The organism is Enterobacter roggenkampii (genome assembly GCF_001729805.1).
GTDB lineage: Bacteria > Pseudomonadota > Gammaproteobacteria > Enterobacterales > Enterobacteriaceae > Enterobacter > Enterobacter roggenkampii.
In genome coordinates this window covers 3,306,656-3,327,890 of record NZ_CP017184.1, presented here as the reverse complement: position 1 = coordinate 3,327,890, position 21,235 = coordinate 3,306,656, and the positions used below count along the sequence as shown (strand labels likewise).

The 21,235-nt window shown below is 54.2% G+C and carries 19 protein-coding genes, 1 tRNA gene and 2 pseudogenes; 17 read left to right on the top strand and 5 right to left on the bottom strand.

All coding sequences use genetic code 11. From position 1 onward, the window contains the following. Window positions 1–33 precede the first annotated feature (33 nt). From tssJ to BFV67_RS15630, 6 genes and pseudogenes are all read left to right on the top strand, one after another. A pseudogene (gene tssJ, locus BFV67_RS15655) lies at window positions 34–363 on the top strand (type VI secretion system lipoprotein TssJ); the annotation flags it as partial. 658 nt (window positions 364–1,021) lie between these two features. Further along, window positions 1,022–1,474, top strand: a complete 453-nt coding sequence (gene tssE, locus BFV67_RS15645; RefSeq protein ID WP_069598632.1) for a type VI secretion system baseplate subunit TssE — start codon at window positions 1,022–1,024, stop codon at window positions 1,472–1,474. Between the two features lie 14 nt (window positions 1,475–1,488). Then, entirely contained in the window at window positions 1,489–1,959 is a 471-nt protein-coding gene (locus BFV67_RS15640; RefSeq protein ID WP_063417323.1) for a hypothetical protein, read from the top strand. Window positions 1,960–2,072: 113 nt separating this feature from the next. Next, window positions 2,073–2,477: pseudogene (locus BFV67_RS24905) on the top strand (YdcA family protein). Between the two features lie 78 nt (window positions 2,478–2,555). Further along, window positions 2,556–3,800, top strand: coding sequence for a GIY-YIG nuclease family protein (locus BFV67_RS15635; RefSeq protein ID WP_063417322.1), 1,245 nt, complete (start codon window positions 2,556–2,558; stop codon window positions 3,798–3,800). Between the two features lie 46 nt (window positions 3,801–3,846). Beyond that, on the top strand, window positions 3,847–5,184 hold the full coding sequence (locus tag BFV67_RS15630) for a VasL domain-containing protein (protein ID WP_063417321.1): 1,338 nt from the start codon (window positions 3,847–3,849) through the stop codon (window positions 5,182–5,184). A gap of 40 nt (window positions 5,185–5,224) precedes the next feature. Here the strand turns inward: BFV67_RS15630 and BFV67_RS15625 are convergent. After that, window positions 5,225–5,296: transfer RNA gene (locus tag BFV67_RS15625), tRNA-Arg, on the bottom strand. A 75-nt stretch (window positions 5,297–5,371) separates the two neighbouring features. Continuing rightward, on the bottom strand, window positions 5,372–6,301 hold the full coding sequence (locus tag BFV67_RS15620) for a formate/nitrite transporter family protein (protein WP_008502620.1): 930 nt from the start codon (window positions 6,299–6,301) through the stop codon (window positions 5,372–5,374). A 315-nt stretch (window positions 6,302–6,616) separates the two neighbouring features. Between BFV67_RS15620 and mlaA the strand changes: the two genes are divergently transcribed. Beyond that, on the top strand, window positions 6,617–7,369 hold the full coding sequence (gene mlaA / locus BFV67_RS15615) for a phospholipid-binding lipoprotein MlaA (protein WP_008502619.1): 753 nt from the start codon (window positions 6,617–6,619) through the stop codon (window positions 7,367–7,369). Between the two features lie 44 nt (window positions 7,370–7,413). Here the strand turns inward: mlaA and fadL are convergent, their stop codons facing one another. Further along, entirely contained in the window at window positions 7,414–8,697 is a 1,284-nt protein-coding gene (fadL, locus tag BFV67_RS15610; protein ID WP_008502618.1) for a long-chain fatty acid transporter FadL, read from the bottom strand. Between the two features lie 372 nt (window positions 8,698–9,069). On the opposite strand from fadL, the gene BFV67_RS15605 reads away from it, so the two are divergent. The 4 genes from BFV67_RS15605 (at window position 9,070) to sixA (ending at window position 13,785) form a co-directional block, all read left to right on the top strand. After that, window positions 9,070–9,354, top strand: coding sequence for a YfcZ/YiiS family protein (locus tag BFV67_RS15605; protein WP_008502617.1), 285 nt, complete (start codon window positions 9,070–9,072; stop codon window positions 9,352–9,354). Between the two features lie 278 nt (window positions 9,355–9,632). Further along, window positions 9,633–10,943, top strand: coding sequence for an acetyl-CoA C-acyltransferase FadI (gene fadI / locus BFV67_RS15600; protein WP_069598631.1), 1,311 nt, complete (start codon window positions 9,633–9,635; stop codon window positions 10,941–10,943). Next, window positions 10,943–13,090 (top strand): fatty acid oxidation complex subunit alpha FadJ, encoded by a 2,148-nt coding sequence (gene fadJ, locus BFV67_RS15595; RefSeq protein WP_069598630.1) that lies wholly within the window; start codon window positions 10,943–10,945, stop codon window positions 13,088–13,090. The genes fadI and fadJ overlap by 1 nt, the downstream gene beginning before the upstream one ends. Before the next feature lie 209 nt (window positions 13,091–13,299). Continuing rightward, the gene (gene sixA / locus BFV67_RS15590; RefSeq protein WP_014884683.1) at window positions 13,300–13,785 is read left to right on the top strand and encodes a phosphohistidine phosphatase SixA; all 486 of its coding nucleotides are present in this window, start codon (window positions 13,300–13,302) and stop codon (window positions 13,783–13,785) included. A gap of 46 nt (window positions 13,786–13,831) precedes the next feature. Here sixA and smrB read toward each other — a convergent pair whose 3' ends face one another. Continuing rightward, entirely contained in the window at window positions 13,832–14,383 is a 552-nt protein-coding gene (gene smrB / locus BFV67_RS15585) for an endonuclease SmrB (RefSeq protein ID WP_069598629.1), read from the bottom strand. A gap of 145 nt (window positions 14,384–14,528) precedes the next feature. Here smrB and prmB point away from each other — a divergent pair, with 145 nt between their 5' ends. From prmB to BFV67_RS15555, 6 genes are read left to right on the top strand one after another with little or no spacing between them, the layout of a single operon-like run. Further along, window positions 14,529–15,461, top strand: coding sequence for a 50S ribosomal protein L3 N(5)-glutamine methyltransferase (gene prmB / locus BFV67_RS15580; RefSeq protein ID WP_023344605.1), 933 nt, complete (start codon window positions 14,529–14,531; stop codon window positions 15,459–15,461). Window positions 15,462–15,521: 60 nt separating this feature from the next. Then, window positions 15,522–16,607 (top strand): chorismate synthase, encoded by a 1,086-nt coding sequence (gene aroC, locus BFV67_RS15575; RefSeq protein WP_023325780.1) that lies wholly within the window; start codon window positions 15,522–15,524, stop codon window positions 16,605–16,607. A 2-nt stretch (window positions 16,608–16,609) separates the two neighbouring features. Then, window positions 16,610–17,434 (top strand): penicillin-insensitive murein endopeptidase, encoded by an 825-nt coding sequence (gene mepA / locus BFV67_RS15570; RefSeq protein WP_008502610.1) that lies wholly within the window; start codon window positions 16,610–16,612, stop codon window positions 17,432–17,434. After that, window positions 17,434–18,243, top strand: coding sequence for a sulfite exporter TauE/SafE family protein (locus BFV67_RS15565; protein ID WP_008502609.1), 810 nt, complete (start codon window positions 17,434–17,436; stop codon window positions 18,241–18,243). The genes mepA and BFV67_RS15565 overlap by 1 nt, the downstream gene beginning before the upstream one ends. Further along, the gene (locus tag BFV67_RS15560) at window positions 18,243–18,788 is read left to right on the top strand and encodes an elongation factor P hydroxylase (protein ID WP_008502608.1); all 546 of its coding nucleotides are present in this window, start codon (window positions 18,243–18,245) and stop codon (window positions 18,786–18,788) included. Before BFV67_RS15565 ends, BFV67_RS15560 begins: the two co-directional genes overlap by 1 nt. Window positions 18,789–18,801: 13 nt before the next feature. After that, entirely contained in the window at window positions 18,802–19,077 is a 276-nt protein-coding gene (locus BFV67_RS15555) for a YfcL family protein (protein WP_069598628.1), read from the top strand. A 97-nt stretch (window positions 19,078–19,174) separates the two neighbouring features. Here the strand turns inward: BFV67_RS15555 and mnmC are convergent, their stop codons facing one another. Further along, on the bottom strand, window positions 19,175–21,172 hold the full coding sequence (gene mnmC / locus BFV67_RS15550; RefSeq protein ID WP_069598627.1) for a bifunctional tRNA (5-methylaminomethyl-2-thiouridine)(34)-methyltransferase MnmC2/FAD-dependent 5-carboxymethylaminomethyl-2-thiouridine(34) oxidoreductase MnmC1: 1,998 nt from the start codon (window positions 21,170–21,172) through the stop codon (window positions 19,175–19,177). Between the last annotated feature and the right edge of the window lie 63 nt (window positions 21,173–21,235).

Genomic DNA, 21,235 nt, shown 5'->3' with positions numbered 1-21,235 from the left:
TTCTGTTAATTATAGTTAGTATTCACTTTAAATATAGCTCGCTGGCGGGCGCTGACGCTTATTGCCTGTGGTTTGCTCGCTGGCTGCGGTCTGACTCAGACCGTTACGGACGGTACGGTCAGCATCACGAAATCCATCTTCTACAAGAAAATCAAAACGCTGCATCTTGATTTTACCCCGCGTACGGCCATTAACGCTGATGGCGCACAGACGCCGCTGGCGACAATGGTACGGATTTATCAGCTCAGGGATCGTAAAGCAGTTGATGCCAGCGATTACCAGACGCTATTGCGCAGGGCTGATACGGTACTTAAATACGACGTACTGGTATCAAAAGAACTGCTGGTGATGCCGTTTTCTTCCCGGGCGAGTTAACTGGAGATGATTTCTTATCAATCAATTACATAGGTAATTGTGTGGATGGGTACTCGATTTCCTCTCAACATAAAAAGTGGTGTAGCCGAATCATTTCTTTAATTCATTAATTCCATAGGCTTAACTTCATGACTATACAATGAAGAGTTCATGACGAGGATGAATAAACGTGCGCAGGGCAATTAAATCGATCTTAAAAATGATGCTCTAATGTATTATATTATTATTTCTTATCCTTTTTTCTATAAAGATGCTGGCTTATATTTAAACCACACCTGGTGAAAAATGTGAAATGAGAACAACACTTGCTATGCCATTACTTACATTCCTAACTACAAACCTTTTGGCGGATTGGGACGGGTATTACGTCTTTTTTCAAATCAACCATTTTTCGCCGTCTATGATAAATCTGGAGGAAAAATAAAAAGTTCAGCTTGGTATTTTTGGGAATATCAGTTCTCAGATCTAGTTGCACCTGAATGGTCAGGAACCGATTTTCTATACCCATCTGACAGCGGGTTTTCAGGCTGGACTTTACCAGGGTGCAAAATCCGTAATCATTGAAATGATAGAGGACATCACATGAAGTCTTCAACATTAATTAAAAATAGAAATCAACCATTTCAGCAAGTTTCCTGAGGTCAAAATGCCAGACAGAAAATCCCCATCTTTATATGAAATTCTTACTGGCAACTTTACAGGGGAGCTTTCCCTTGAAGTTGTAAACGAAGAAGACCAGGTCATTTTATCAGTACTGCATAATATCCAGCGTATTTTAAATGCCCGTACTGGAACCGTAAGCCATTTACCAGATTATGGTTTGCCCGATATGACTAAAATCCTGCAAGGAATGCCTGGAACTGCCCATGAGCTAATCGATACGCTGGCTGGTGTCTTGCTTAAGTATGAACCCCGTGTGCAGTCTCTGAATGTCACTTTACTCGAACAGCAAGTGCCCGGTGAACTCCGCTACGCCATTGATGCTGAATTGAGAGGTATTGGGCTTGTACGGTATGGAACCCAGTTTATGCCCGAAGGTCGCGTTATGCTGCGACACCTTAAGAACCAGCAGCTTCTGGGCTCAGTAGCCCCCCATTAATATCAGGTAATACCATGTCAGCAAAATCACAATTTATGAAAAAACTACAGGCCAGCCAACCCGCACCTGTTCCTGTTGTCAGTAAGAGTCAGGCCGATATTGCAGAGTTTCGCCTGCGAATGGTAAAGCTTCAGGAGCAGATGGATGCGTGGCTGGTGGATACCGGACTCAATATAGAACCGTACACAGCATTCGTCTCGGACCTGCTGGTGGTGGACGGCACTTTTGAAATTTCAGGTATCGTTCTTCGTTACGATGGCCGGGTCGTAAAGTTTACGCCGGTATTTCTGTATGGTAAGGGGGTGACTGGGTGCGTAGAGGCAATTTTCCATGAGGGAGGGCATATGACCTCCCTGGGCCGTTTATTCATGAGATCAGGTGCCGTGAGTGACTGGACCTTTACTCCGCCTGGCGCTTTATCCTGCTCAAGACAGCAATTTGATGAGAGCACATTTTTTGGGCTAATTATCGCGCTTCTTTCATAGCGAAAACGGAATGAGTAATAATTTTTGGGACTGTTGGTTATTCCGTTCTCATCAAAAGAAATAACAAAACTAGCGGGAAGCGGAACTCCAAAATAACAGAGTAAGTAACGAGTATGAAAAAGAGAGAATTAATCTTCCTTTTGGTCTCAGGAATTATTTTGACAACACAGGCCGATGCGGCACGCGGAAGGCAGCCTTGCTCAGGTTCAAAAGGAGGTATAGCGCACTGCACATCGGATGGACGCTTTGTCTGTAATGACGGGACTTTGAGTCAGTCGAAACGATTCTGTTCCGGGTATAGTCCCTCAGAAGGCAGCAATCGTTTAACACCATCAACTTCCTCCCGAAAAAAGCAGATGAAAAAGATAACCACTGCGAAAAAGTAGAAACAGCAACGCGTGACAGAAAACGACGAACCGGCCAGCACAAAAGCCCGACAGTCAACATGCGCACCCCTCTATATGGCCAACAAACCCGGATATACCCGTTTACCGATTTGCTCAGGGAGTCAATATTAATAAGATATAGCAAAGATGCCCTATTTGTTTTAAAGATTTAATAATCAGATTTATATGAAACAAGGAAATAAATAACATATGGCACGAAGGAAAAAAGATGACAATGCCGCAGGGGTTGTTTTGGTTATTATCGGTGTAATTGTCTGGGGTATTTATGTCGCGGTAAGAGCATTAATAAATTTTAATGAGCGATTTATCGAGTCTGTGTCGAATCCAGCAGGAATCATCAGTTTATTCTTTGGCTTACTGATAGCCGTTGCGTTGATAATGCGGGTTTTCATTTACCGGGGCTTCCGTAAGAAAACAGCGGAGCTGGAACAGGCTATGTCGTACCTCATTCAGAAAGAGAAGGCCTTTGAAGAAACCGTCAGTACTGAAGTGGCTCGCGGTCTGTATCAGGAAAAGCAACGCCTTGCCGGTCAGTGGGATGACTTCCACAATGCCAAAAATAAAGCCTCCCGGGCACTGCAGCGTATTGTGGACTCCGCGTACAAATTCAAAGTCAAAACCCTGCTTTCTGGCACCACGGTGAATAACTGGCAAAGCAAGTACGACCAGCTCAGGAAGGAAAGAGAGGCTTACGCTGCTATCAGCGAGAAAATCGCCTTTCTGGAACTGGAAGATAACGCCGACTGGGAAGGCGTAAAACAGCAGTTTCTGGATAAGGTTGCTCTGCTGGAAAAAGCGCAGGAAGAAAAAGAATATCAGGCTGAGCTCAAGCGCCAGATGCGTGAAGAAAAACAGCGTCAGGATGAACTGGAACAGCAGCAGCGCGAAGCGGAAGAGGAGGAGCAACGTCTCGCCGAACAGCAGCGTTTACTGGAAGAAGCCCTGCTTGCCGCTGAAGGTGCTCACAGGGTAGAACTGGAAAGACAGCGCCTGGAGTTGGAGCAGAAAATCCAGGACGTGCATCAGCAGTATGAACGTGCCAAATCCATGGCCCAGCTCACCAAACAGGGATACGTGTATGTCATTTCGAATATCGGCTCCTTCGGTGAAAACGTCTTCAAAATCGGTATGACCCGACGACTGGAGCCCATGGAGCGCGTGAAAGAATTGAGCGGGGCAGCTGTGCCGTTTGATTTTGATGTCCACGCCATGATTTCTTGCGATGATGCCCCTGCGCTAGAAAGGACGTTACATGAACATCTGGAACGCTACCGGATTAACCGAATCAATCTGCGTAAAGAGTTTTTCCGGATCGAGCTTAGCCGAATTATTGAAGAGGTGGAGCGTCACCACGGGCAGATTGAATATATTGCTGACCCGGTAGCGCTACAGTATCTGCAGAGTCTCGAATATGCAGAAAGCGAAGCCGCATAAACAATATCCTTTATTAGCTCCAGATACGTCAAATGGACAATAGGTCATGAATGACATCATCCCACGTAAAATAAAAACCGGCGGCGACCCGCGCACGCTGCCAGATTACGCCGCCCTCCGCGATGAACTCAGTAAGCTGACTCATCCTGCTCGCCCGGATGTGAACTGGCAATATGTCGAAAAACTCGGTCTCTCACTGTTCGAACAGAACGGTGTGGAGTTGCAGACTGCAGCCTGGTACACCCTTGCTCGGACTCATCTGTCGGGGTTAGCTGGCCTGAACGAAGGGCTGGCGATTCTGGAGGCACTGATTAGCCATCAGTGGGACGTTTTTTGGCCGAAGACATTACATGCTCGTATGGAAATTCTTAGCGGCTTGAGCCAGCGCCTGCAGCAGCGCATGCGTATGCTTCCACTCAACAACAGCCATCTCAGTGAGCTTTATAGCGCTGAAGCGTTGCTTACCCGGCTGGGTTCGGTGCTCCAGCGCCTTGAACTGAAGCACCTTAGCCAGTTCGATACATTACGAACGTTGGTACGTTCGAATGCTGAACGGCTGGAAATCCGTAATGACGCATCAGATTTGAATGCGATTAAGCTGCCCGGTCGTGACTTACCTCAGGAGAGGGCGGAATCGGTTGGCGAAGTGAAATGGGTCTATGTTGTGCAGCCGGAAAATCAGCCGAATGCAGAGGATCGTAGGACAGCCCACGGAGCTGCCAGAGCATGGAAACCCTTTGTCGCCGGGATGTGTTCTATGCTGGCGATCGGCGTCGCCGTGGCGTGGGGAGGGGGCTTTCTGTCCAGACCCGATCCCTTAACGACTCAGGCCATTGCCTCGCTGGCGCCGTTACCTGAAGTGCTTACACCTGTTCAGCAAGACGCGTTAGCACAGCAAGGTACTTTACCGTCCACATTTATCACAGAAACGCAGCAGCAGCTTGCCCGACTGGATAAGCTGCCTCCTGACTGGAATATTTCCTACAGCCTTCAGCTGTTAGCGCAACTCCAGATATTGCGGCCGGAGGAGGCGAAGCCGCTCACCTCGCAGTGGCACCAAAAATTTAACGCGGCAGCGTTGCCTGTCGACGCTATGAACAGTTGGTATGAGGGAATGATGAAGCTTCAGCAACTGAGTCATCGGCTGAGCAGTCTGGATGAGCAAAAAGGAAAATATATCACGGTGAGTGAGCTTAAATCGGTGGTTTTTTCGACTATACAGTCATTTAACCAAACAATACCGGCTGAAGAACAACTCCGACGCCTGTCACAGCATCCAGCCGGAGATGCGCTTCCTGAAGCCGAAAAGACCCAGCTGGAGTTGCGCCTAAGACAGCTTGCTGCGCGTTACGCTCAAATAAAACAGGAATCTTCTGCTCAGTGAATTCTGGCGATAAAAAGGTGAATGCGCGTGAAGGTCAAAGTGTCCCCTGCAGGAATCGAACCTGCAACTAGCCCTTAGGAGGGGCTCGTTATATCCATTTAACTAAGGGGACGAGGCGGCACGAGTATAGCGTCATTTACACTTTGCGTTAAGCGCATCGCCGCCTGACTGCTCAAAGAGTCACCATTCAGGACGATTTTTTTGTCGATTTATCATCATTTTCCCGCGCTTTAAGCTCCGCTTTGCGTTTGTTCGACATGTCGTTACGGATTTGGGCATGGCTTAACAGCGCGAAGATAAACGTTCCGCCGCAGATGTTTCCTGCTAGTGTCGGCAGGGCGAACGGCCAGAAAAAGTCGCTCCAGTGAAGCGTACCGTTAAAGACCAGATACAGTATTTCTACGGTACCGACCACAATATGCGTGGTGTCAGCCAGCGCAATCAGCCAGGTCATCAATATGATCACGACAATTTTGGCGCTCCCTGCTGAAGGAAACATCCAGACCATCGTGGCGATGATCCAGCCGGAGATGATGGCATTCGAGAACATCTCGATCGGGGTGTTTTTCATCACATCCATGCCGATTTTTACAAATGCATCCCGTGTAGGTTCATCAAAAATCGGCATATATTCGAACGCCCAGGCCGCGATGCCCGTGCCGATGATATTTCCCAGCAGAACCACGCTCCAGAGCCGCATCAATAAACCGAAATTGCCGAGGGTAGGGTTTTGCATCACCGGCAGAACGGCGGTCACCGTGTTTTCGGTAAACAGCTGCTGGCGGGCCATGATGACAATCACAAAGCCGAAGGTATAGCCGAGATTCTCGAGTAAAAAACCGCCCGGCACACCTTCCAGCTGAACATGAAATATCCCTTTGGCGAGAAGAGATGCGCCCATTGAGAGCCCTGCGGCGATAGCTGACCAGAAGAGGGCCATGGCATCGCGCTCCATCTCTTTTTCACCGTCCTGGCGTATATGCTCATGGATGGCCATCGCGCGGGAAGGGAGGCGATCTTCATCAATTTCTATTTTCTCGCCACGCGCTTTCTCCTCGCTTTCAATTTCAAGTTCCTCATCGCTCTCGCCAATTTTTTCTTCGCCCACTTCTTTCATATCTGCTCCCGGAGGTTGATCTTTCTGTTAAGCGTAGCGGCTTTTATCGGGATGCCTGTGGGGATGCTCTTAAATTGGCGGCAATGACAACAAAGGTGATACATCTCTTTCAAAGACATTATAAAATTGCCAACGAAACGAATTCCAAAAGCCAGGCTATGCTGAGATCAGAGTCACGGTGATTACTGCCCGTAATTGTGCTCATAGACATCGGTAAACGTGCTGTTACAATCGCCTGCACGTTTACAGACGGAGCATCAACGGCTCCGTTACGGATGGCAATCAACGATAGCCATACTGAACAGGGAGATATTTATGAAACTTCGGCTGTCGGCGCTTGCGCTTGGCGCGACGATGCTTGTGGGCTGCGCCAGCTCCGGGGAGCAAACGGGACGCTCCGATCCTCTCGAAGGATTTAACCGCTCCATGTATAACTTCAACTACAACGTGCTGGACCCGTATGTGGTTCGCCCGGTGGCAGTAGCATGGCGCGATTATGTTCCCCAGCCCGCGCGTAACGGGTTAAGTAATTTTACCAGCAACCTCGAAGAGCCTGCGGTAATGGTGAACTACTTCCTGCAGGGCGACCCGTATCAGGGGATGGTGCACTTTACCCGCTTCTTCCTTAACTCTATTCTGGGGATGGGCGGCTTTATTGACGTGGCAGGCATGGCGAACCCGAAACTGCAGCGTGAGCAGCCGCACCGTTTCGGCAGCACAATGGGACATTATGGCGTCGGGTACGGTCCGTACATGCAATTACCGTTCTACGGCAGTTTCACCCTTCGTGATGACGGCGGCGATATGGTTGATACGCTGTATCCGGTTCTGTCGTGGCTGACCTGGCCGCTGTCGGTGGGTAAATGGACGGTGGAAGGGATTGAAACCCGTGCGCAACTGCTCGACTCTGATGGCTTACTGCGCCAGTCTTCTGACCCGTATATTATGGTGCGAGAAGCGTACTTCCAGAATCATGACTTTATTGCTAACGGCGGTAAGCTGAAACCGGAAGAGAATCCAAACGCGAAGGCGATCGAGAACGAACTAAAAGATATCGATTCGGAGTAAATAAAAAAGGTGAGCAATGCTCACCTTTTTCAATTCCTGCGCGATTAGAACGCGTAGTTGAAGTTCGTACCGAACAGCCAGGCTTTACCTTCAGAGGTAAACTCGTAAGGGCCTTCCTGGAACGTCACTTTCTGACCGTGCATATAAGATACGCCCGCATCGATGGATGCATTCTCGTTGAACGCATAAGTCGCGCCTGCACTTATCCAGAAGCGGTCCTGATCCGGAATGGAAATGGAACGCTTGTCTGCCGGAACCGGGCTGTCGTCAAATGCGATACCGGAGCGGAAAGTCCAGTTTTTATCGTAGTAGTAGGTGGTACCCAACGCAATACGATAAGCGTCGTGGAAGCTTTCGTCCTTATAGAACAGCGTTTGACCATTGCTTCCGGTCGCTTTCAGCTCCTGGAACTGGCTCCAGCTGGTATAGGCCAGGCTGTAGTGGATCGCCCATTGCGGTGCAACGCGGTTATAACCGGAGACTTCCCACATTTCTGGCAAATGCAGTGACAGCGAACCTGGAACGGTCTGGTTTGACGTTCCCCAAGGAATGGTGGTACCCGCACCAGGAACCACGTTGTTCACAGGCTTCAGGATGCCGCTCTTGTAATCGCCGTCGAAGTCAATTTTCACTTCGGAGCGATAGGTCAGGCCCCAACGGTTGTTTTTGTCCAGCTCGTACAGGATACCGGCGTTCCAGCCATAGCCCCACTCATCACCTTCAAGGCTGGCAATTTTGTTGCTGTTTTTTGGCAGGCGAGCAGTTTGCTCCCCGGAGTAACGTTCAATTTTGGCATCGGCGTAGACGGCATCAAAGCCCAGACCAAAGCTCCAGTTGTCGTTCAGGCGATAAGCACCACTCAGGTTCAGGTTCAGCGTAGTAAGGTCCGTTTTACCGCCGTATTCACCAGCCGGGTAGTTGCTATTGAACTCGGTAGCAAGCCCGTAGTTAGAGGTTACGGATGCTCCCCAGCCAAACTGTTCATTGATAGGCGCAACGAAGTGCAGGTTAGGGACCCATGCTGTTGGGGCAATATTGTCCGCTTTAAGGCTCGCACCCGTGTAAGGCGACTTGCCAGAAATGTTGACATCAGGATCGATATAAACCGCACCGGCAGAGAAGGTCGGGCGATCAAACATCATGATCAATGCGGGGTTACGACTTGCGTTACCCGCATCATCAGCAATAGCGCCTTCCCCTGAATACGCGCGGCCAAGGCCAGAGGAAGAAAATTCGTTTAACTGAAAGCCCGCTGACCATGCGGAAGTGGAGACGAGTGCCACTGCGACTGCCAGCGCAGTCTTGTTGAACAGGGTTTTCTGGCTCATGACCATAACCTCATTGAGTTATTTTTATTCAATAATTGTTACATACAGTAACAGGAGCGCGAAGTGTAGGGTCTGAGGTATGACAGACAAATCAGACCAGTGGCCAGAGTATAGGTCCGACCAGCCTGAATGTTGCAAGTTTGTTTATTAATATTTTCAAACATGTTTCGTGAAACGAGATCTGGTTGGCAAAATTGTGACCATCGCGACTCACCCAAAAGGGTGGTTTTTGTTTTAGATCATTTTTTAGTGTGATATTGGTCACTTATCCGATTTTGCGCCATTAACGGCTGGAGAGAGCCCGCGCCGGGGCGTAAAATAGCAGCATCGTGTTTATCTCGCGCGCTGCGCGAATACAGAGGAAATTGAGCTATGAGTAAATGCAGTGCTGATGAAACCCCGGTTTGCTGCTGTATGGATGTTGGCACCATCATGGACAACTCCGATTGCACCGCGTCTTACAGCCGTGTGTTCACCAACCGCGCCGAAGCGGAAGAGACCCTGGCCGCGCTGAGCAAGCGTGCGCGTGATGTTGAATCCGAGCCGTGTGAAATCAAGTCGACCTTTACCGAAGTGGAAGGCGGCGTGAAGCTGGATATCGACTTTGTTTTTGCCTGCGAAGCTGAAACGCTGATTTTCCAGCTGGGTCTGCGTTAATTTCAGCGGCCTGATGCCCTCACTCCGACCCTCTCCCACGGGAGAGGGCGTAAGCATTAAAAACGGTAACCTACGGGTTACCGTTTTGCTTTTACCTTGCGCACCCGGCAACATACCGCACAAATGCCCCTGCCATACAGGGGCATTTTCTTTTTCTTCTCTGTGTTTTAGCTCGCACTTTTTCGTTTCCCCGATTGGCTGAATGTAAAAAAATGGTTAAGACTGTTATCAGGTCAGACCACTTAGTGTTTGCGAAAAATTTTTTACAGGGGAGTGTTATGAGTCAGGCATTACCGCTTATTACCCGTCAGGGCGATCGCATTGCCATAGTCAGTGGATTGCGCACGCCATTTGCGCGTCAGGCAACGGCGTTTCATGGCATACCGGCCGTCGACCTGGGGAAAATGGTAGTGGGGGAGATGCTGGCTCGCAGCGAAATTCCGCCGGAGGTCATCGAACAGCTGGTCTTCGGTCAGGTCGTGCAGATGCCTGAAGCCCCCAACATTGCGCGGGAAATCGTCCTCGGTACCGGGATGAATGTTCATACCGACGCCTACAGCGTCAGCCGCGCCTGCGCAACCAGTTTCCAGGCCGTGGCTAACGTCGCCGAAAGCCTGATGGTGGGCACCATTCGCGCCGGGATAGCGGGTGGAGCGGACTCCTCTTCGGTACTGCCAATTGGGGTCAGTAAAAAGCTGGCGCGCATCCTGGTGGATGCCAACAAAGCCCGTACGACGGGTCAGAAGCTCAAACTCTTCTCGCGTTTACGTCTGCGCGACCTGATGCCTGTACCTCCTGCCGTCGCGGAATACTCCACCGGCCTGCGCATGGGCGACACCGCCGAGCAGATGGCCAAAACCTACGGCATTACCCGTGAACAGCAGGATGCGCTGGCGCATCGTTCACATCAGCTTGCGGCAAAAGCCTGGTCGGAAGGCAAGCTGACCGATGAGGTCATGACCGCCTATATTCCGCCCTATCGCGAACCGCTTGCGGAAGATAACAATATTCGTGGCACGTCAACGCTGGCGGATTACGCCAAACTGCGCCCGGCGTTTGACCGCAAGCACGGCACCGTGACGGCGGCGAACAGTACGCCGCTGACGGACGGGGCTGCCGCCGTGATCCTGATGACCGAATCCCGTGCGAAAGAGCTGGGCATTACTCCCCTGGGCTATTTACGCAGCTACGCCTTCACCGCCATTGACGTCTGGCAGGACATGCTGTTAGGTCCGGCATGGTCCACGCCGCTGGCGCTGGATCGCGCGGGGCTGACGCTGGCTGATTTAACCCTGATTGATATGCACGAAGCGTTTGCCGCGCAAACCCTGGCAAACGTCCAGCTGCTGGCAAGCGAGCGTTTCGCACGTGATGTGCTGGGCCGCGCGCATGCCACGGGCGAAGTGGATCAGAGTAAATTCAACGTGCTGGGTGGCTCTATCGCCTACGGTCATCCGTTTGCCGCTACAGGGGCGAGGATGATCACGCAAACATTACATGAACTCCGTCGCCGTGGCGGTGGGTTTGGCCTTGTTACCGCCTGTGCGGCGGGCGGCCTTGGCGCAGCAATGGTTCTGGAGGCTGAATAATGGATATGCCATCTGCATTTAATCTGACGGTTCGCCTCGATAACGTGGCCGTTATCACTATTGATGTGCCTGATGAAAAGATGAATACCCTGAAGGCCGAATTTGGCGTTCAGGTGCGCGCGATGCTAAAGCAGATCCGCGAGAACAAAGCCATTCGCGGCCTGGTGTTTATCTCTGCCAAACCCGACAACTTTATCGCCGGGGCGGATATCAACATGATTGCCCGGGCGCAAAGCGCGCTGGAAGCCGAAGAGCTGGCGCGTCAGGGCCAGCAGGTGATGTCGGAGATCAACAGTCTCCCAATCCCGGTCATCGCAGCGATCCACGGTGCGTGTCTGGGCGGTGGGCTGGAGCTGGCGCTGGCCTGCCACAGCCGCATCTGTACTGACGATGCGAAAACCATTCTGGGCCTGCCGGAAGTGCAGCTGGGCCTGCTGCCAGGTTCTGGCGGAACGCAGCGTCTGCCGCGGCTGGTGGGCGTCAGCACGGCGCTGGAGATGATCTTAACCGGTAAACAGCTGCGTGCCCGTCAGGCGCTGAAAGCCGGTCTGGTCGATGACGTCGTGCCGCAGTCCATTTTGCTGGAGGCCGCCGTTGAGCTTGCGCTGAAAGGGCGTCAGGCAAAACGTCCTCTGCCGGTTCGCGAGCGCGTGCTGGCCGGTCCGCTGGGGAGAACGCTCCTGTTCAATATGGTGGGCAAAAAGACCGAACAAAAAACCAAAGGCAATTACCCGGCGGCAAAGCGGATCCTCGACGTGATCGAAACCGGGCTGTCGCAGGGCAGCAGCAGCGGCTATGCCGCGGAGGCCAAAGCCTTTGGCGAACTGGCGATGACGCCGCAGTCACAGGCGCTGCGCAGCATCTTCTTCGCCAGCACAGAGGTGAAAAAAGACCCGGGCAGCGAGGCATCGCCTGCGCCGCTGCGTGCCATTGGCGTACTGGGTGGGGGGCTCATGGGCGGCGGTATCGCTTTTGTTACCGCCAGCAAAGGCAAATTGCCGGTACGCATCAAAGACATTAACCCTAAGGGAATCAACCACGCGCTGCAGTACAGCTGGCAGAACCTTGATCAAAAGGTCAAACGCCGCCATATCAAGGCAAGCGAGCGTGATAAAACCCTGGCGACGATCTCCGGTACGACGGATTACAGCGGTTTTGCGCACCGCGATCTGGTGATTGAAGCCGTGTTTGAGGATCTGGCCCTTAAGCAGCAGATGGTGGCAGACGTTGAGCAGCATTGCGCCCCGCATACCATTTTTGCCTCCAACACGTCGTCATTACCGATTGGCGATATCGCGGCGAAAGCCGCGCGTCCGGAGCAGGTGATCGGGCTGCACTTCTTTAGCCCGGTAGAAAAAATGCCGCTGGTGGAAGTTATTCCACACGCGACCACCAGTCCGCAAACCATCGCCACGGTAGTCAAACTTGCGAAGAAGCAGGGTAAAACGCCGATCGTGGTCGCAGATAAAGCCGGCTTCTACGTCAACCGTATTCTGGCACCCTATATTAATGAAGCCATGCGGCTGCTGACGGAAGGCGAGAAGATCGAGCACGTCGACGAGGCGCTGGTAAAGTTTGGTTTCCCCGTTGGCCCAATCCAACTTTTGGATGAGGTGGGAATAGACACCGGCACTAAAATTATACCTGTGCTGGAGGCAGCTTATGGCGATCGTTTTAGCCCGCCTGCAAACATTGTTTCTGCAATTTTGAAGGACGATCGCAAAGGCAGAAAAAATGAACGCGGTTTCTATCTTTACGGCGCGAAAGGGCGTAAAAGCAAGAAACAGGTCGACCCTTCGGTTTATGGGCTTATTTCGACCACCGGTCAGGGAAAACTGTCTGCCGTTCAGTGCGCTGAACGTTGCGTGATGATGATGTTCAATGAAGCGGCGCGCTGCTTTGGTGAGCAGGTGATCAAGAGCGCACGCGATGGCGACATCGGCGCGGTATTTGGTATTGGTTTTCCGCCGTTCCTTGGCGGCCCGTTCCGCTACATGGATACACTCGGCGCGGGTGAAGTGGTTGCCATTTTGCAACGTCTGGCCTCGCAATATGGCCCACGGTTTACACCGTGTGACGAATTATTGCAGATGGCGGAACGGGGCCAGACATTTTGGCCTGCACGGGAAACTGATTTCGTAAACTGAAGTCAAAGAAGGGTAAATCCTGAGGTGAATGAACCTGTTCTGGCGATTTTGTAAACAGAGATTGACTATACTTACGCCATTGAGGTAAAAAACAGCGTTTCATTCATCGAATGGATCAGGCACAATGCCCGGCCATCGGGTTTTCTACCTCTTAGCATTTATCGCGGGTAGTTAACGCCGGTGATTCTGGTTAACAAAAGCGGTGCAATATGCAAGTTTTCATCATGCGTCACGGCGACGCGGCACTCGATGCCGCCAGTGACTCAGTACGTCCTTTAACCGTCTGTGGCTGCGACGAATCCCGTCTGATGGCAACCTGGCTTAAAGGTCAAAAAGTGGACATTGAACGCGTTCTTGTGAGTCCGTTCCTGCGTGCAGAACAGACGCTGGATGTGGTAGGGGAGTGTATGAACCTGCCGTCCAGTGTGGATGTTCTCCCCGAACTGACACCATGCGGTGATGTCGGCCTTGTCAGCGCTTATCTTCAGGCGCTGTGCAATGAAGGTGTCGCTTCCGCACTGGTCATTTCCCACCTGCCGCTGGTCGGCTATCTGGTATCTGAGCTGTGCCCGGGCGAAACGCCGCCTATGTTCACCACTTCCGCGATTGCCAACGTCACCCTCGACGAAACCGGCAAAGGGGTCTTCAACTGGCAAATGAGCCCGTGCAACCTGAAGATGGCAAAAGCGATCTGACGTGACGTGTGACAGGGCGGGGTGCTATATCTTTCCCGCCCTTCTGTCAGGGCAACTCTGGCGGCTGCCACTCCTCAACTTCAATCAATACCAGCAAGGCGGCATCTCCGCCGTACTCTTTCGGTGCCTGATGAAACGCCATTACGTGTGGGTGCTGAGCCAGCCACAGCGGCGTCTGTTGCTTAAGGATATGTTTCCCGTGGCCATGCATCACGCAGGCGCAAAAAACATGTTCGCGGCGACAGGCGGCAATCAACGCCCCCAGCTCCTGTTTCGCCTGCATTTGCGTTAAGCCGTGCAGATCCAGAAACAGCTCCGGCGAATAATCTCCCCGGCGTAACTTTTTCAGTTCGAAATGGCTGACGTCCTCGCGCACGTATTTCACCGCGCCCTGGGTATTAAGCAGCGGCTGAAACTCGTCTGAAAAGTAGTGGCTGTTATCGGCCTGCTCCTGCAGCATCCGTTTGACCGGGACTTCGCTGATTTTTTTACGCTGCGGGCGATGAACAATCGTGTCCTGCGCGATTTTCCGCGTCCCGGTCATTAGCTGGCGGAAGAGCGCCTGATCCTCCTCGCTGAGCGATGTTTTCTTTTTCATTCGTCATTCTCATCTCGTATTTCCGATAGTGTACCCGACTAAACGCATTTTTTAACCTCTAGCGGTACGCGTCATTGCTGATTTATCGCCGTCTTCATGGCAAACTAGCCGCCGAAAATTATGCGAGCATGCCCTGGAGGAAAGAGTGGATAAAATATTTGTCGATGAAGCAGTAAACGAGCTGCATACCATACAGGACATGTTGCGCTGGTCGGTTAGCCGCTTCAGCGCCGCCAATATCTGGTACGGACACGGTACCGACAACCCGTGGGATGAAGCCGTGCAGCTGGTGCTGCCGTCCCTCTACCTGCCGCTGGATATTCCGGAAGACATGCGCACCGCGCGCCTGACCTCCAGCGAAAAACACCGCATCGTTGAGCGCGTGATCCGTCGCGTCAACGAACGCATCCCGGTCGCCTACCTGACCAACAAAGCCTGGTTCTGCGGCCACGAGTTCTATGTCGATGAACGCGTGCTGGTGCCGCGCTCGCCGATTGGTGAGCTGATCAACAACCACTTTGAAGGCCTGATCGGCCATCAGCCGCAGCACATTCTGGATATGTGTACCGGGAGCGGCTGTATCGCCATTGCCTGCGCTTACGCCTTCCCGGAAGCGGAAGTGGACGCGGTTGATATCTCCACCGACGCGCTGGCCGTGACCGAGCACAACATTGAAGAGCACGGCCTGATCCATCACGTTACGCCAATTCGCTCCGATCTGTTCCGCGATCTGCCGATGCTGCAGTACGATCTGATCGTCACCAATCCGCCGTACGTCGATGCGGAAGACATGTCCGATCTGCCGAACGAATACCGCCACGAGCCGGAGCTGGGTCTGGCGTCAGGCTCTGACGGCCTGAAGCTGACCCGCCGCATTCTGGCCTGCGCGCCGGATTATCTGACCGACGACGGCGTTCTGATTTGTGAAGTGGGCAACAGCATGGTACATCTGATAGAGCAGTACCCGGATGTGCCGTTCACCTGGCTTGAGTTCGACAACGGCGGTGACGGCGTCTTTATGCTGACCAAAGCGCAGCTGCTCGACGCGCGCGAACACTTCAGCATCTATAAAGATTAATCCAGCGGGCTTCGGCCCGTTTCACAACGCTCAAACACAAACAACAACATCGGAGCCGTGATGGCAGGAAACAGTATTGGACAGGTATTCCGCGTGACCACCTTTGGCGAGTCGCACGGGCTGGCGCTGGGCTGTATCGTTGATGGCGTACCGCCAGGCATCGAACTGACCGAAGCCGATTTGCAGCATGACCTCGACCGTCGTCGTCCGGGCACCTCTCGCTACACCACGCAGCGTCGCGAGCCGGACCAGGTCAAAATTCTCTCCGGCGTCTTTGAAGGCCGTACCACCGGCACCAGCATTGGTCTGCTAATTGAAAACACCGATCAGCGCTCCCAGGACTACGGCGCCATCAAGGACGTGTTCCGTCCAGGCCATGCCGACTACACCTACGAACAAAAGTACGGCTTCCGCGACTATCGCGGCGGCGGACGTTCCTCCGCGCGTGAAACCGCGATGCGCGTGGCGGCTGGCGCCATTGCTAAGAAATACCTGCAGCAAAAATTTGGCATCGTGATCCGCGGCTGTCTGACCCAGATGGGCGACATTCCGCTGGCGATCAAAGACTGGGATCAGGTCGAGCAAAACCCGTTCTTCTGTGCGGATGCCGACAAGCTGGACGCGCTGGACGAACTGATGCGCGGTCTGAAAAAAGAGGGCGACTCCATTGGGGCGAAAGTCACCGTCGTGGCCGATGGCGTCCCGCCAGGCTGGGGCGAGCCGGTATTTGACCGTCTCGATGCCGACATCGCGCACGCGCTGATGAGCATCAACGCGGTGAAGGGCGTTGAGATTGGCGACGGTTTTGACGTGGTATCCCTGCGCGGCAGCCAGAATCGCGACGAAATCACGAAAGCGGGCTTCCAGAGCAACCACGCGGGCGGCATTCTGGGCGGGATCAGCAGCGGGCAGCAGATTATTGCCAATATCGCGCTGAAACCAACTTCAAGCATTACCGTGCCGGGCCACACGATTAACCGCGATGGCGAAGAAGTTGAGATGATCACTAAAGGACGTCACGATCCGTGCGTGGGGATCCGCGCGGTACCGATCGCGGAAGCGATGCTGGCGATCGTGCTGATGGATCACTTCCTGCGCCAGCGCGCGCAGAATGCGGATGTGACGACCACCATTCCACGCTGGTAAACATGAAAAAAACCGCAATTGCTCTGCTGGCGCTGCTTGCCAGTGGAGCCAGTCTGGCCGCTACGCCGTGGCAAAAAATCACCCATCCGGTGGCGGGGAGCGCGCAGTCCATCGGCGCCTTTTCCAACGGCTGTATCGTGGGTGCTCAGGAACTTCCGCTGCAATCGGATACCTATCAGGTGATGCGTACCGACCAGCGTCGTTACTTCGGCCACCCGGATCTGGTGCTGTTCATCCAGCGGCTGGGAAACCAGGTGCATAATCTGGGGCTGGGCACGATGCTGATCGGCGATATGGGGATGCCTGCGGGCGGGCGTTTTAACGGTGGACACGCCAGTCACCAGACCGGACTGGATGTCGATATCTTCCTGCAGCTGCCTAAAGCGCGCTGGAGTTCAGCCCAGTTGCTGAAACCGCAGGCGCTGGATCTGGTGTCGAGCGACGGTAAGCGCGTTGTGCCTTCACTGTGGACGCCGGATATCTTCAGCCTGATTAAGCTGGCGGCAAAAGATAACGACGTTACGCGGATCTTCGTCAACCCGGCTATCAAGCAACAGCTCTGCCTCGATGAGGGAACCGATCGCGACTGGCTGCGCAAAGTGCGCCCGTGGTTCCAGCATCGTGCGCACATGCACGTTCGTCTGCGCTGCCCGGCGAATAGCCTGGAATGCGAAGATCAGCCGCTACCGCCGCCAGGCGATGGCTGTGGTGCGGAACTGCAAAGCTGGTTTGAACCGGCAAAACCTGGAACCTCTAAGCCTGAGAAGAAGACACCGCCTCCGTTGCCGCCTTCCTGCCAGGCGCTACTGGATGAGCATGTACTTTAATGGATAATTTCGTCGATCTGTTTATGGTGTCACCGCTGCTGCTGGTGGTGCTGTTCTTTGTGGCTATGCTGGCCGGTTTTATTGATGCCCTTGCGGGCGGCGGCGGGCTATTAACCGTACCCGCGCTGCTGGCGGCGGGCATGAGCCCGGCGCAGGCGCTTGCCACCAACAAGCTGCAGGCCTGCGGCGGCTCGCTTTCGGCGTCGCTCTATTTTATCCGCCGCAAGGTGGTGAGCCTGGCCGATCAAAAGCTCAATATCCTGATGACCTTTATCGGTTCCACGTCGGGCGCGCTGCTGGTGCAGCACGTGCAGTCGGATATTTTGCGCCAGATCCTGCCGGTTCTGGTTATCTGCATCGGTCTTTACTTCCTGCTGATGCCAAAACTCGGCGAGGAAGACCGTCAGCGTCGTCTGCACGGCCTGCCGTTTGCGCTGATTGCCGGGGGCTGCGTCGGTTTTTACGACGGTTTCTTCGGCCCGGGGGCAGGCTCGTTTTATGCGCTGGCGTTTGTGACGCTGGCCGGGTTTAACCTCGCCAAGTCGACCGCCCATGCCAAAGTGCTCAACGCGACCTCGAACGTCGGCGGCCTGCTGCTGTTTATCATTGGCGGCAAGGTTATCTGGGCAACCGGGTTTGTGATGATGGCAGGGCAGTTCCTGGGCGCGCGCGCAGGCTCGCGCCTGGTATTAAGCAAAGGGCAAAAGCTGATCCGTCCGATGATCGTTATCGTCTCGGCCGTGATGAGCGCCAAACTTCTTTATGACAGCCATGGACAGGAGATCCTCACCTGGTTGGGGATGCACTAATGAACAGTACGCATAAATATGAACAGCTGATTGAGATCTTTGACGGCTGTTTTGCTGACGATTTTAATACCCGTCTGATTAAAGGCGACGACGAACCGATCTATCTTCCTGCTGATGACGAGGTTCCGTATAACCGCATCGTCTTTGCGCACGGCTTTTACGCCAGCGGTTTGCACGAAATTTCGCACTGGTGCATCGCCGGAAAAGCGCGTCGCGAACTGGTGGACTTCGGTTACTGGTATTGCCCGGACGGGCGAGACGCCGCGACGCAGGGGCAGTTTGAGGATGTGGAAGTGAAGCCGCAGGCGCTGGAATGGCTGTTCTGCGTGGCGGCGGGTTTCCCGTTCAACGTCAGCTGCGACAACCTCGAAGGCGACTTCGAGCCAGACCGTATTGTCTTCCAGCGCCGCGTGCATGCGCAGGTGATGGAATACCTTGAGAAAGGCATCCCGGCACGTCCGGCGCGCCTGATCGAGGCCTTACAGAATTATTACCACACGCCGGCGATTGCGGCGGAAAGCTTCCCTTGGCCGGAAGATCTTTAACAGAGGAAAGAAGATGATCGCAGAATTTGAATCACGCATTCTGGCGTTAATTGATGACATGGTGGAACACGCCAGCGATGATGAGCTGTTCGCCAGCGGTTATCTGCGTGGTCACCTGACGCTCGCGGTAGCCGAGCTGGAAGCAGGTGACGATCACTCTGCCGAGGCTGTTCATGAGGAAGTGACCCGCAGTCTGGAGAAAGCCATTCAGGCCGGGGAGCTCTCTCCGCGCGACCAGTCACTGGTGCTGGGCATGTGGGACAACCTGTTCCAGCAGGCTAAACGCTAAGTCATTGTTTTTCGCCCGGTGGCGCTGCGCTTACCGGGCCTACTAATTTTCCCTCTCCCTGTGGGAGAGGGTTAGGGTGAGGGCACCAGGCCGCACCTTACTTAACCATTTTCCCCTTCAGCAGTTTCCTTACCCACAAGCGATTCGGATTCAGTCCCGCAAGCGTAACCCTGTCCAGCGGAATTGGCTCGTCGCTCATTTGCGCGGCTAATACTTCAGCCAGCAGCGGCGCAGAGCACAGCCCACGGGAACCCAGCCCGCCCAGCATAAACAGCTCCGGATACACCGGTGCGGCCACCGCCGTTTCCTTGTTTTCAGCCAGATCCTGATAGGCCGCAAGCGTCGCGTCATAGTCCGGCGCGTTGCCCGCCATCGGCAGATGATCGCGGGTGGCGCAGCGCACGCCGCAGCGCGCGTCACCCTCGCTGACGTCAACCTCTTTCGCCCACGCCGCATCCGGGAAACAGTCAATCAGGCGCTGGCGGTTTTGCGCCTGATCCGCTTCGCTATAGCGCATATCCGTTTCGCCACGATGATAGCTGGCCCCGATGCAGTGATGGCCGTTAGACGGATTTTGCGGTGTCAGATAGCCGTCATAGCACAGCACCTGGCGCAGTTTGCCGAGCGCAGGCGCGGTGGGGATATGGCTTACCTGGCCGCCGACCGGATAAACCGGCAACGCTGCCGTCTGGATAAACTGGCTGATGTGATGCCCGTTGGCCAGCACAACGCTGGCATGGCTCGCCTCCTTGCCATCAGCAAAACGCAGATCCCAGCGTTCTGTCCGGCTGAGCGATTCCACCTTGTGGGCATAATGCGTCGTCAGCCCGCGCGACTGCGCCAGGGCAATGACCGCCGCGGTCAGTTCAGCCGGACACAGCCAGCCGCCGAGCGGGTACTGAATGCCCCCACACCCGGTTTCTACGCCAGCGGTGTCCGCCACCTCTTGCGCACTGACCGCGCGGGCAATCTCTTCCGGCAGGCCCAGCGACAGCATCTGCGCGATCTTCTGCTGGCTCTTCTCATCCCAGCCGAGCTGCGTTACGCCGCACCAGTCATGGTCGAACGTTACCGGCAGGGCGTCGTACAGGCGGCGGGCGAAGGTAAAGGCCGCGGGGAAAAACTGGAACAGGGCCGGATCGTGTGCGCTTAAAAGCGGATAGAGCGCCCCCTGACGGTTGCCGGATGCGCCGCTGGCGGGCGCGTCGTCAGTGCAGTAGAGCGTGACCTGCCAGCCACGCTGGAGAAGCGCGAGCGAGAGCAGGGCGCTGGCGATCCCGCCGCCAACGATCGCTACGTCGCGCGATGCGCTGGCGCGGCGCGCAAACCAGGGCGTCTGAGCGGGGATGTCCAGCGTCTGCTCCATCCTGCCGACCAGCATGTCGCGCTTGCGGCCAAAGCCTTTGGTCTTCTGCATGGTAAAGCCCGCCTCCTGCAACCCACGGCGGACAAAGCCCGCCGAGGTGAAGGTGGCAAGCGTTGCGCCAGGGCGCGCCAGCCGCGCCATCGCGTTAAACAGATGCTGGCTCCACATGTCCGGGTTTTTGGCGGGAGCAAAACCGTCCAGGAACCACGCGTCGACCTTCTGATTCATCGAATCATCGAGCCTGTCGGTCAGGTCGTTGATGTCGCCGAGCCATAAGTCCAGCGTGACGCGTCCACCGTCCAGAATCAGACGGTGACAGCCGCCGATGTGGGGCGGCAACTGCGCCTGAAGCTGTTCTGCCCAGGGCGCAAGCTCCGGCCAGCGCTGGTGGGCAAGCCGCAGATCGTGCGCGGTGAGCGGGAATTTTTCGAAACTGATGAAATGTAATCTTTGTAGCGTAGCCTCAGGGTGAGCAGCGTGGAACTGATTAAACGCCTGCCAGAGGGTTAAAAAATTCAGACCGGTGCCGAATCCACTTTCCGCGACCACAAACAGGCTCCGCGGGTGCGCCGGGAAGCGGGTGCTGAGCTGGTTTCCGTCGAGGAAAACATAGCGAGTTTCTTCGAGTCCGTTATCATTAGAAAAATAGACGTCATCAAAATCTCGGGAAACAGGTGTACCCTCAGCGTTGAATTCGAGGTTGGCGGGTTGTATAGCGTTTTGTTTCACGTAAGTTACTCGTCTGACAGGCAGTGGCACGATCTTAACGATGTGAGTCCATCGGTGCAAATT